Source organism: Streptomyces sp. NPDC091387, assembly GCF_044756945.1.
Lineage (GTDB): Bacteria > Actinomycetota > Actinomycetes > Streptomycetales > Streptomycetaceae > Streptomyces.
Genome location: NZ_JBIVTZ010000028.1, coordinates 58,168 through 71,016, shown reverse-complemented (window position 1 = coordinate 71,016; position 12,849 = coordinate 58,168). Strand labels below are relative to the sequence as shown.

General features: G+C 75.2%; 2 protein-coding genes. Both read left to right on the top strand.

The genetic code is table 11. The features are described from left to right. Positions 1-53: 53 nt before the first annotated feature. Entirely contained in the window at positions 54-6,056 is a 6,003-nt protein-coding gene (locus ACIQM0_RS36530; RefSeq protein WP_401295036.1) for an SDR family oxidoreductase, read from the top strand. Positions 6,057-6,115: 59 nt separating this feature from the next. After that, positions 6,116-12,826, top strand: a complete 6,711-nt coding sequence (locus ACIQM0_RS36525) for a beta-ketoacyl synthase N-terminal-like domain-containing protein (RefSeq protein ID WP_401295034.1) — start codon at positions 6,116-6,118, stop codon at positions 12,824-12,826. The last annotated feature ends 23 nt before the right edge of the window (positions 12,827-12,849 follow it).

Genomic DNA, 12,849 nt, shown 5'->3' with positions numbered 1-12,849 from the left:
GCACCGGCGCCGCCGAGGCGTCAGCGACGACAGCCCGACCTCCAGGAGAGCCCGTGCCCGCAACCGCCCCTCGCCAGGTCCCCATCGCCGTGGTCGGTGTGGGCGCCCAGGTGCCCGGCGCGCAGGACGCGGCCGGCTACTGGCGGATCGTGACCGGCGGCCGCGACCTGATCACCGAGGTGCCCGCCTCCCGCTGGCGGGTGGAGGACCACTACGACCCGGACCCGGCCGCCCCGGACAAGACGTACGCCCGTCGGGGCGCCTTCCTCTCCGAGGTGGACTTCGACCCGATGGCCTACGGGGTGCCCCCCGCCAACCTGCCGGCGACGGATGCCTCCCAGCTGCTCGCCCTGATGGTCGCCGACCAGGTGCTGACGGACGCCGGCGGTCTGGCCGGGGTGGACCGGGACCGGACCGGCGTCGTCCTCGGCGCGGCCGCCCTGGAGCTCCTTCCGCACATGTACGGGCGCACGCAACGCCCCGTGTGGCTCGCGGGGCTGCGGGAGGGCGGGCTCGGCGAGGCCGAGGCGCAGGCCGTGTGCGACCGCATCTCGGCCCGTTTCGCGCCGTGGCAGGAATCGTCCTTCCCCGGGCTGCTCGGCAACGTCGTCGCGGGCCGGATCGCCAACCGGTTCGATCTGCACGGCATCAACCACACCACCGACGCCGCCTGTGCCAGCTCCCTGGCGGCCTTGTCGACGGCGGTCGGTGAGCTGTCCCTCGGCCGGGCCGACCTGGTGATCAGCGGAGGCGTGGACACCGGGAACGACATCGGCATGTTCCTGTGCTTCTCCAAGACACCCGCGCTGTCCCCCAGCGGTGACTGCCGGCCGTTCTCGGCCGCGGCCGACGGCACCATGCTCGGCGAAGCGGTCGTCATGTACGCGCTGAAGCGGTTGTCCGACGCGGAGCGTGACGGCGACCGGATCCACGCGGTGATCCGGGGCATCGGCACGTCGTCCGACGGCAGGAGCACGGCGATCTACGCCCCGCTGCCCGCCGGCCAGGCGCGGGCTCTGCGACGCGCCTACGAGGTAGCGGGCTACGGACCGGAGACCGTGGAGCTGGTCGAGGCGCACGGCACCGGCACGAAGGCCGGGGACACCGCCGAACTGGCTTCGCTCGGCGAGGTGTTCGGCGCGTCGGGCCGTACGGACGGGCAGTGGTGCGCGATCGGCTCGGTCAAGTCGCAGATCGGCCACACCAAGTGTGCGGCGGGTGCGGCGGGGCTGCTCAAGGCCGTCATGGCCCTGCATCACAAGGTGCTGCCGCCGACGGTCAAGGTCGAACGGCCGAACCCGGCCGCCGCCGCCCCTGACGGCCCATTCTACGTCAACACGGAGACCCGCCCGTGGGTACGGCCGGCGGGCCATCCGCGCCGGGCTGCGGTGTCGAGTTTCGGCTTCGGAGGCAGCAACTTCCACGTCACGCTGGAGGAGTACGAGCCCTCGGGCGCCCGGGGCCGTGCGGCCCTGCGCCACCGCTCCGCACCGAGCGAGCTCGTCCTGTTCAGCGGCGCCTCCCCGTCGGACCTGGTGCCCCCGCGGACGGACGACGGACGGCCGCTGGCCGCGCTGGCGCGGGAGAGCCACACCGCCTTCTCGCCCGCCGCCCGGGTGCGGCTGGCCGTCGTCGCCACCGATACCGAGGACCTGCGGGCGAAGTGCGCGCAGGCGGTCGCGCTGATCCGGCAGCGACCCGACACGGCGTTCTCGACGCCCAACGGTGTGCGGTACGCGTGCGGGGAGGCCGCGCCCGGCCGCATCGGCTTCCTGTTCCCGGGCCAGGGGTCCCAGTACGTCGGGATGGGAGCCGATCTCGCGATGTTGGCGCCGACCGCTCAGGCCGTGTGGGACCGGCTGGGCGGCACCCGCTTCGACGGGCAGCCCCTGCACCGGGTCGTGTTCCCGCCTCCCGCCTTCACCGACGAGGAACGCACCGCCAGGCGGACCCTGCTGGATGCCACCGAGTGGGCGCAGCCCGCGCTGGCGGTGCACGCGCTCGCGCTGCTGGAGGTGGTGCGGGAGCTGGGGCTGCGGCCGGACTGCGTGGCGGGCCACAGTTTCGGTGAGCTGGTGGCGCTGCACTGCGCGGGTGCGCTGGACGCCGGGTCGCTGGTGGGTCTGGCCCGTCGCCGCGGCGAGCTGATGCGGGACGCGGCGGCCACCCCGGGCGCGATGCTGGCGGTGGCGGCGGACCGCGCGCACGTGGCGGAGGTGCTGGCCGGTGGAGGATTCGGCGACATCTGGCCGGCCAACCACAACTCCCCGCGCCAAGTGGTGCTTTCGGGGTCGGTGGAGGCGGTCGTGCGGGCCGGGAAGGCGTTCTCGGCCGAGGGTGTCGACACCCGCCGGCTGGCCACGTCGACCGCCTTCCACAGCCCGCTGGTCGCCCCGGCCGTCGAGCCGCTCGCCGCGTACCTGCGCACGGTGCCGCTCACGGAGCCCCGGATCGAGGTCTACGGCAACACGGACGCGGCGCCGTACCCGTCGTCCCCCGATGAGGTGCGCCGCCGGATCGCCGCTCATCTCGCCTCACCCGTGCTCTTCCAGGACCAGATCGAGGCGATGTACGCGGCGGGGGTACGGACCTTCGTCGAGGTCGGTGCGGGCACCGCGCTGACCGGCCTGGTCGGGCAGATCCTCGGCGACCGCGAGCACGCGGCCGTTCCCCTGGACCGGCCGGCCCGGCCCGGGGCCGACACCCTGCACGCCGCGCTCGGCGAACTCGCCGTACGCGGCGTCCCCTTCGATCTCGACGCTCTCTGGGCGCCGTACACCCCGCCCGGAACCCCAGCGAAGGAGCGCGAGCCCCGGATGACCGTGAAGATCAGCGGAGCGAACCACGGCCGGTTGCCCCTGCCCCGCGCCGCGCCCGCCGAACCGCCACCCGCTCCGGAACGTGAGCCGGAACGCCGGCCCCGGCCTGCCCCCGTACCCGTATCCGCGTCCGACACCCCGGCGGTCCCCATGCCCGCGTACACCCCCGCCCCCGTCCACCCCCCGCAGCCGGCGGCGTACGGAACGGCTTCCGCCCCCTGGCAGCCGGAGCCCACACCCGTGCACGAGGCCGGGGGCGGCGTCGACGGTGACTGGTTCGCCGCCGTCGAGAGTGTCCAGCGGCAGACGGCGGAGGCCCACGCGGCCGTCCAACGCATGCTGACCGACAGCCACATGGCCTTTCTCCGGATGACCGAGACGACCCTGGCCGCGATGCTCGGGGTGTCGCACACGGGTGGGGCCATGGACGTACCGGCTCCCGCGGCGCCGCTGCCGCTCCCCCGCGCCGCGTCGCCGCGGCGCGTGCCGGCCCCCGTACCAGCCCCCGTGGCACCGCCGGCTCCCGTCGCGCCCGTTGTCCCGGCAGCAGCACCCGTAGCGGTACCAGTGCCCGTCGAGGCCGCACCGGCTCCCGCTCCCGTCGCTGATGCCTCGCCCCTGTCGCCTTCGGAGCTGGGGGAGTTGCTCCTGTCGGTGGTTGCCCGGCTCACCGGGTACCCCGCCACCATGCTCAACCTGGACATGGAGCTGGAGGCGGATCTGGGCGTCGACTCCATCAAGCGCGTCGAGATCCTGTCGGTCGTCCGCCGGCAGGTCGGTGACGTGGCGACGGGAGACGTCGGGCAGCTCGGCAAGCTCCGTACGCTGCGCGAGATCGTCGACACGCTCACCGCCGGCGCCCCGTCCCCCGAGACCCCGGGACCGGCCACCCACGACGTGCCCGCGCCCCGCGCGGACACGGTCACCCCCGCCGTACCGGAGGCCCGCGAGTACGCCGGGTCCGGCGAGGAGACGCCGCTGACGAGGCTGGTACCGCGCGCGGTGGAGTCGCCGGCGTCCGGGCTGGCCACGGCGGGACTGCTGGACGGGCCCGTCATGGTCACCGGCCGGGGCACGGGCGGGTGCGGGATCACCGGCCTCGTCGCCCGGAAACTGACGGAGCGCGGCGTGGACGCCACCGCCGTGGCGGAGGTGCCCGCGGACGCTCGCGGTGTCGTCCACCTCGGCGGGCTCACCGCGAGCGAGGCACCGGACGAGGCGCGGGAGGTCCACCGCTCCGCGCTCCGCGCGGCGCGTGCGGTGGCGGCACAAGCGGCTGGAGGCGGCGGGCTGTTCGTGACCGTTCAGGACACCGGGGGCGACTTCGGGCTCGGAGGCCACGCGCCCGGCCGTGCCTGGCTGGGCGGGGTCGCCGGGCTGGCCAGGACCGCGGCGAAGGAGTGGCCGGACGCCTCGGTCAAGGTCCTCGACTGCGAGCGGGGCGGCCGGGGCGACGAGGAGGTCGCCGACGCGATCGTGCGGGAACTGCTCGAAGGCGGGGCCGACGTGGAGGTCGGTCTCCGCGCGGACGGCAGCCGCACCCTGCCGCGCATGGTGCCCGAGCCGGTGACGCCGGGCGGCACCCGGCGGATCTCGTCCGCGTCGGTGATCGTGGCCACCGGAGGGGCCCGCGGGGTGACCGCCGCGGCGCTGCTCGACCTGGCCAGGACCCACCGTCCGCGGATCGTCCTGCTGGGCAGGACGGACCTGACCGCCGAGCCCGACGGGCTGGCGTCGGCGACCGACGAACCGGCGCTCACCCGGCTGCTCGCGGAACGCTCCGCCGGGGACGCGGCGGACTCCTCGCCCGCCCGGATCGCCGAGCGGGCCCGGAACATCCTGGCCGCCCGCGAGGTACGGACGACCCTGGCGGGGCTGGAGGCCGCGGGGTCAACGGCCCGGTACGTCCGGGTGGACGCCCGCGACGGTGACGCCCTCGGTGCGGCCCTGCGCGACGTGCGCGAGACGTGGGGGCCGGTCACCGGCATCGTGCACGGTGCGGGAGTGCTCGCCGACAAGCGGATCGCCGACAAGACCGACGAGCAGGCCGAGCTGGTGATGTCCACCAAGGTGGACGGTCTGCGGGCGCTGCTGGCGGCGACGGCGGACGATCCCCTGGACACCATCTGCCTGTTCTCCTCGGTGGCCGCCGTGTTCGGCAACCCGGGGCAGAGCGACTACGCCATGGCCAACGAGATCCTCCACCAGGTCGCGTCGGCCGAGCAGGCCCGCCGCCCCGGCTGCCTGGTGCGTTGCCTGGCCTGGGGCCCCTGGCAGGGTGGCATGGTCACCCCCGCCCTGGCCGCGCGTTTCGGCCGGTCCGGGGTCCCGCTCATCCCCCTGGATCAGGGCGCCGCGGCTTTCACGGCCGAGCTGGACGGCACCGCCGGTGAGGCCCGCGTCGTCCTGGCCGCCGGGGCCGATCCGGCCGCCCTGTCCCCGGCCGGTGATGCGCGTCGCGCGCAGTTGCTGGTCCGCTCGGACACGTGGCCGCAGCTGGCCGACCACGCGCCGGCCGGGGTTCCCGTGCTGCCCGTGGCGCTGGTCCTGAACTGGTTCGCGGCCGCGGGCGCGGCGTGGCTGCCGGCCGCCGGGCCGCTCGTCCTGCGCGATCTGCGGGTGTACAAGAAGTTCGCCCTGCCGGAACTGCCCGGCGCGGGACACCGGATCACCGTGCTCGGCGGCCTGGGAGCGCCCGGTTCACCCTCGGGTCTGGAGGCGGAACTGCGGGGCGAGGACGGCCTGGCGCACTTCCGGGCCGTCCTGGACACCGGGGCCGTGGAGCCCGACGCGGCCGCGTGGGAGGCCCCGGACGGCCTGAAGCCGCTCGACCGGGCCGCGTGGTACGAGGGGGAGGTGCTCTTCCACGGCCCCCGGTTCCACGCGCTGCGCACGGTGCTCGGTGTCTCGGAACACGGAGCAGAGGCGACCGTCGCCGGCCTGCGCGCCCTGGACTGGGCGGGTGAGCACGGGCCGCTCGATCCGGCCGCCGTGGACGGCGCGCTCCAACTCGCCCTGCTCTGGGGTGCGGAGGTGCTCGGGGCGGCGACCTTGCCGATGGCTGTCGCCGAGTGCAGGGTGCACCGGCGCGGCCCGGTGGACGGCACCGTGCGATGCGTGGTGCGGGGGCGGAAGGCGCACGACACGGGGGCGCGCTGCGACGCGGCACTGATCGACGCCGACGGGTCCGTCCGGCTGGAACTGATCGGTGTCGAACTCGTCCGCCGCCCCTCCTGACCCCGTTCCTGTCCCCGTCCTCGTCCTCGGCCTCCGCCCTGCCGTGAAGTGAGACCCGCATGCGTTTCGAACCGATCGCCGTCGTCGGCCGGGGCTGTGTGCTGCCCGGCGCGCTGGACCCGGACACGTTCTGGGAGAACATCGCCGCCGGCCGCCTGAGCCTGTCGGCCGCACCGGCAGGCCGCTGGCGGCTGCCGCGCCGATGGGCCATGGGCTCGGTGGACGACCACCTCGACCGCACCTGGACCGATGTCGGCGGGTACGTCCACGGGTTCGAGGACGTCTTCGATCCGGGCGGCTTCGGGATCGCACCGGAGCGGATCGCCTCGCTGGACCCCCTCTTCCACTGGGTCCTGTACGGGGTGCGGCAGGCGCTCGCGGAGGCGGGCCGCGCGGGCCCGCTGCCGCGCGGGGGTCTGGTGCTGGGGAACCTGTCGTACCCCACACCCGCCGGGGCGGCCTTCGCCGAGCACGTCTGGCTGTCCGGGCAGCGGCCACCGCTCCGTGACGCGCTGCTGACGGGTGAGCGCCGGGCGCGCCCCGACGCCCGCAACCGCTTCTCCTCCGGGCTGCCCGCCCGGCTCGCGGCCCGCGCGCTCGGGCTCGGGGCGGGGGCGTGGTCGCTGGACGCCGCCTGCGCGTCCTCGTTGTACGCGATCAAGCTGGCGTGCGACCGGCTGCACGACGGCACGGCCGACCTGATGGTGGCCGGTGCGGTCAGCCGCCCCGATCCCCTCTACCTTCACGTGGGGTTCTGCGGGCTGTCCGCGACGAGCCGCACGGGGCGCAGCCGCCCCTTCCACCGGGACGCGGACGGGCTGGTGCACGGCGAGGGCGCCGGGTTCGTCGCTCTGATGCGGCTGTCCGCGGCCCGCGCCGCCGGCCTGCCCGTGCTCGGCGTGATCCGCGGTGTGGGGCTGTCCAACGACGGGCGTGGCTCCGGGCTGATCAGCCCGTCGGAGGAGGGCCAGGTACGGGCCATGCGCCTGGCGTACGACGTGGCGGGCGTCGCTCCCGAGTCGGTGTCGCTCATCGAGTGCCATGCGACGGGGACACCGGTCGGGGACGCGGTGGAGGCGCGCGGCATGGCCCGGGTCTTCGGGGCGGGCGACGACGTGCCCATCGGTTCGGCGAAGTCGAACGTCGGGCACCTGCTGGCCTCTGCGGGCGTGACGGGGCTGCTGAAGGTGCTCGGTGCGATGCGTGCGGGGGTCCGCCCGGCGACGCTCGGCGCGCAACAGCCGCTGGACGTGCTGGCGGGCACCCCGTTGCGGGTGCTGACCGGGCCGGAGGAGTGGGCGGGGCAGCGCAGGGCGGCGGTGAGCGCCTTCGGATTCGGCGGGACCAACGCCCACGTGATCGTCGATGCTCCGGATGCCGTTCCCGTGTCCGCAGTGCGACGCGGTGTGTCGGCCTCCGCCGTACCGGTGCCGGCACTCGACGTACCGGCGGCGCCGGTACCGGTGGCGATCGTCGCCATCGGTGCCCGGGTCGGCGAGGGGACGTCCGCCGAGGACTTCCGCCGGGCGGTGCTGGGTGGTGAACGGCGCGGTCCCGTCGCGGACATCGCCGTGGAGCTGACGGATCTGTGCTTCCCGCCGCTGGCCCTGGCGCGGGCCGTGCCCCATCAGCTCCTGGTGCTGGAGGCGGCCCGGGAAGCCGTGCGGAAGGTGCGCCTGCCCCGTGAGCGGACCGTGGTGGTCATCGGGACCGGGGTGGACCCCCAGGTGGCGCGCGCGGGTGCCCGTTGGCGGGTGCCGTTCTGGCTGGAGGAGTCGGGGGTGCCCGTCACCGGTCCGTCGGCGGATGCCGCTCGGGAGGCGTTCACTCCCCCGATGACGGCGGAGGGCGTGGTGGGCAGCATGCCGAACCTCGCGGCGAACCGCATCAGTACCCAACTGGATCTGGCGGGGCCCGGTTTCACGGTGTCCGCGGAGGAGGCGTCCGGGCTGGTCGCCCTGAAGATCGCGGCTCGTGCCATCCGGTCCGGGGAGGCCGACGCCGCTCTCGTCGGTGCCACCGACCTGTCCTGCGAGGCGGTCCACCGGGCCGCCCTGCGGGAGCTCGGCCACGAGGACGAGCCCGGGGACGCGGCCGTCGTCCTGGTCCTCAAGCCCTTGGACGCCGCGCGCAGGGACGGCGACACCGTCGTCGCCCTGCTGGACGAGAACGAGGACGGGGACGGGGACGGGGACGGGGACGGGGACGAGGGGAACGCCGACGAGCCCGACGTGGTCATCGGCGACGGCCCCGGCACGGTGTTCGATCCGGCGTCGGCCTTCGGGCGTGCCCATGCCGCGTCCGGGCTGGTGTCCGTCGCGGTCGCGGCGCTCTCGCTCCAGCACCGCGCGGTACCCCGTACGGGCGGCCCCGCGGACACCGCGGCCGTCGCCCACACCGCGCGGGCCGTGGTCACGCCGCTGGACGGGCCGGCCGAGAGCGTACGGCTGCGCGCGGGTGACGCCCGGCCGTGGCTGCGGGGCCCGGCTCCGCGCCTGCACGTCTTCTCCGGGGCAGACCGCCGGGAGGTGCTGGCCGCGCTGGACTCCGGTACGGAGTCCTCGGCCGGCCCGGCCCGGCTGGCGCTCGTGGTCGACGGCGACGCCACGCGGGCGGAACGCGGGGAAGCCGCCCGGCGCTGGCTGACGGAGGGCGGGGTCCGCCCGGCCGACGTGCTGTACCGGGACGGGCCGGTCACCGGGCAGACCGCCTTCGTGTACACGAACGGCTCGGCCGCGTACCCGGGCATGGGCCATGAGCTGATGCTCGCCCTGCCGTCGCTGGGCGAGGCCGTCCGGGAGGAGCACCGGGCGCTCGGTACGCGGCTGCGGTCCCGGGCGGAGCCCGGAGTGCTCGGCCAGATCTGGGCCGCCGCCGAACTGGCCTCCTTCCACACCGTGTTCAGCCGCGACGTGCTCGGTCTGCGGCCGGACGCCGCGCTCGGGTACTCCTCGGGCGAGTCGACGGCGCTGGTCGCGCTGGGGGCCTGGCCGGATGCCCCGGGGCTGTACGAAGCCACCCGGGACAGTGGTCTGTTCACGACCGAACTCACGGGTGAGCTGCGGGCGGTCCGGCGCTACTGGGGGCGGCGCGGCATCCGGGGCTCCCGGTGGTCGAGCTACCTGGTGGGCGCACCGCTGGAAGCCGTCCGTGCGGAGCTCGCCACGGAGGCCGCGGTCCATCTGATGGCGGTGAACGCGCCCGGGGTCTGTGTCATCGGTGGCGAGTCACGGGCGTGCGCGGCCGTCGTCGCCAGGATTGGCGCCGACCGGGCGGTCGAGCTGGACTACGACATGGCGGCCCACGCACCGGAGTTGGCGGAGGTCCGGGAGGTGTGGCGCGAGACCCACCGCCGTCCCACGGTCGAGGTGCCCGGGGTCCGGTTCTACAGCGGGGCCACCGGGCGGGCGTACCGGCCGACGGCCGAGCGGGCCGCGGAGGCGATCACCGCTCAGGGGCTCGGCACGATCGACTTCGCGGCCACGGTCGAGCAGGCGTGGGCGGACGGTGTCCGGGTCTTCGTGGAGCACGGGCCGCGGAAGCTGTGCACCGGCTGGATCAAGCGGGTGCTCGGTGACCGGGAGCATGTGGCCGTCGCGCTGGACGCCCCGGGGGACACCGGGCTGCGGCACCTGTGCGTCGCGGTCGGCGAACTCGTCGTCGCCGGAGTGCCGGTGCGGGCCGACGCGTTGCTCGCCCGGCTCGCCGGGGCCGCGACCGAACTCCCGGAGCCCGGCCCCACCGTCACTGTTCCCGTGCCCCCGTCTCCGTGCCTACCGCCCCTGGAGCCTGCTGTGACCGTTCTGCCCCGGGCCCCCGAGCTGGCCCCGGTACCGGACCGGGGCCCCGGTCTGCCCACCTGTTCCGCCGCCGCACCGGACCGGGCCCCTGGCCACTTCGCCGCCCCGGCGGAACGGGAGCCCGAACGCCTCTCCGCCCCGGCCGCCGTCGCCGTACCCTCCCCCGTCACCGTGGGACAGCGGTCCCGGCCGCCGGCCGACGGCGCGCGGGAGCCGGGGACTTCAGGGGTCGGGACCGCGGTCGCCCGGCAGGCGCTGCGGGCCGCCGCGCTGCACCAGGAGGTCATGGCCGCGCACACCGAGGCCCATCAGCGGTTCCTGCGGGTGTCCGCGCTCGCCGTCACGGCGCTGACGGCCGCCGGCACGACGGGATCCCGGCCCGGCCCCGCTCCCGTACGGCCGCCAGGCCCCACCGCGCCTGCGCCCCCGGCCTTCGTGCGCTCCTCCGCGTCCCGTCCGCTGCCGCTGCCCGCTCCCCCGGCGGAGGCGCCGCCCGTTCCGGGCCCGAAGCCGGGGCCGACGTTCGACCGCGCCCAACTGGAGCACCTCGCCTCCCGCGAGATCTCCACCCTGTTCGGTCCGCTCTTCGCCGAGCAGGACGGCTACGCGGTGCAGACCCGGATGCCCGAGCCGCCCATGCTGTTCGCCGACCGGGTCACCGGCATCGACGCGGTGCCCGGAGCGCTCGCCCTGCCGGGTCCGGTCCGCACGGACGGGAGGATCTGGACGGAGACCGATGTCCTGCCCGGCGACTGGTATCTGGACTCCACCGGGCGGATGCCCGCCGGCCTGCTGATCGAGGCGGGCCAGGCCGATCTGCTCCTGCTCAGCTGGCTGGGTGTCGACCTCCTCAACCGGGGCGAGCGCGCCTACCGGCTGCTCGGCTGCGAGGTGACGTTCCACGGCGGCCCGCCGGAGGCCGGCGACACCCTGAGCTTCGAGATCCATGTCGACGGCCACGCGGAGGCCGACGGCGTCCGGCTGGCCTTCTTCCACTACGACTGTTACGTGGACGGCGAGTTGCGGCTCAGTGTCCGCGAGGGCCGGGCCGGGTTCTTCACCCCCGCGGAGCTCGCCGGCAGCGGTGGTGTCCGCTGGGACCCCGCCGAGCACGCCCCCGGCGACGGCCTGCCGCTCGACCCTCCGGCCGTGCGCTGCGCATCGGCCCGCTTCGGTACGGACCGGGTGCGGGCCCTGGCGCAGGGGCGGCCGGCGGACTGCTTCGGGCCCGGCTGGGAGGCGACGGCGGCCCACGTCCGCTCGCCCGGTCTCGACGAGGGCCGACTGCTGCTGCTGGACGAAGTGACCGCGTTCGACCCGGCCGGAGGGCCGTGGGGCCGGGGATATCTGCGCGCCGAGACGTCGTTGTCCCCGGACGACTGGTTCTTCTCCGGCCACTTCAAGAACGACCCCTGCATGCCGGGCACCCTGATGTTCCAGGGCGGTCTCCAGGCGATGGCGTTCTACCTGGCGGCCATGGGCTTCACCATCGACCGGGACGGCTGGCGCTTCGAACCGGTCAGTGAGCATCCCTCCAGCGCGATGTGCCGGGGCCAGGCGACCCCGCAGGACCGGCGGGTCGTCTACGAGGTGTTCGTACGCGGCGTCTCGGCCGGGCCGGTCCCGACGCTCCACGCCGACGTCCTCGGCTCCGTCGACGGGGCGAAGGCGTTCCTGGGCCGCGACATGGCGCTCCGGCTGGTCCCCGACTGGCCGCTGTCGTACTGGCGGCACTCGGGCCCGCCCGCCGTGCAGGCCGACGGGGTCCCGGTGCCGCTCCCGCGGCTCGGCGGGCTGGCCGGGCACGTGGAGGAGAAGCCGGTGGCCGTGGCGGCCGACGGGCTCCCCTTCGACCACGCCTCGCTGCTGGCGTGCGCCTGGGGCCGGCCGAGCGAGGCGTTCGGCGCCATGTACGAACCCTTCGACGGCACCCGCAGGGTGGCCCGGCTTCCCGGCCCGCCGTACCACTTCATGAGCCGGATCGTCTCGGTGGACGGGCCGCAGGCTGGAATGCGGGAGGGCAGCGTCGTCGTCGCCGAGTACGACGTCCCCGACCGGGCGTGGTACTTCGAGCAGAACGGCGGCCGCGCCATGCCGTTCGCCGTCCTCATGGAGGTCGCACTGCAACCCTGCGGCTGGCTGGCCTCGTACGTGGGCAGCGCGACGACCAGCGAGACGGACCTGCTGTTCCGCAACCTCGACGGGTCGGGAACGGTCACCGGCGAGATCACCCCGGCGACGCGCAGGATCCGTACCAGGGCCGAACTGACGCGTGTCTCGCGCAGCGGAGACATGATCATCGAGTCGTTCCGGGTGACGTGCACGGCCGACGACGTGGCCGTGTTCGAACTCTCCACGGTCTTCGGCTACTTCCCCCGGTCGGCCTTCGAGGACCAGCAGGGTCTCCCGACGTCGGCGGAGGACCGGGCCGGCCTCGACGAGCCCTGCGGCCGCACGGTCGACCTGACCGCCCGTCCCGCCCGGTACTGCGCCGGGGAGCCGCGCCTGCCGGGCCCGATGCTGCTGATGCTGGACCGGATCACGGGGTACTGGCCGGACGGGGGAAGCGCGGGACTCGGCCGGCTCCGGTCGGAGAAGGACGTCCGCCCGGACGCCTGGTTCTTCCGGGCCCACTTCTTCCAGGACCCGGTGCAGCCAGGCTCGTTGGGCATCGAGGCCATGTGCCAGCTGCTCCAGTACCACCTGCTCGAACGCGGCGCCGCCGACGGCGTCCCCCACCCCCGGTTCGAACCGGTGCTGCCCGGCCGCGAGGCGGTCTGGACGTACCGCGGCCAGATCACCCCGGCCAACCGGCTGATCCGGGTGGACATGGACATCGTGGAGAGCGGCACGGACACGCGGGGGCCCTATGCCGTGGCGGACGCGTCGCTGTGGGGCGACGACACGTGCATCTACCGGGTGCGGGGGCTGGGTATGCGCGTGGTGCCGGGGGCGGCACGCGTGCCGTGACGCACGGCGTGCCGCCTGTTCGA

Bases quoted from the DNA above. Each gene is read 5' to 3' on its own strand.
- ACIQM0_RS36525 (WP_401295034.1), top strand. From the start codon at position 6,116: ATGCGTTTCGAACCGATCGCCGTCGTCGGCCGGGGCTGTGTGCTGCCC.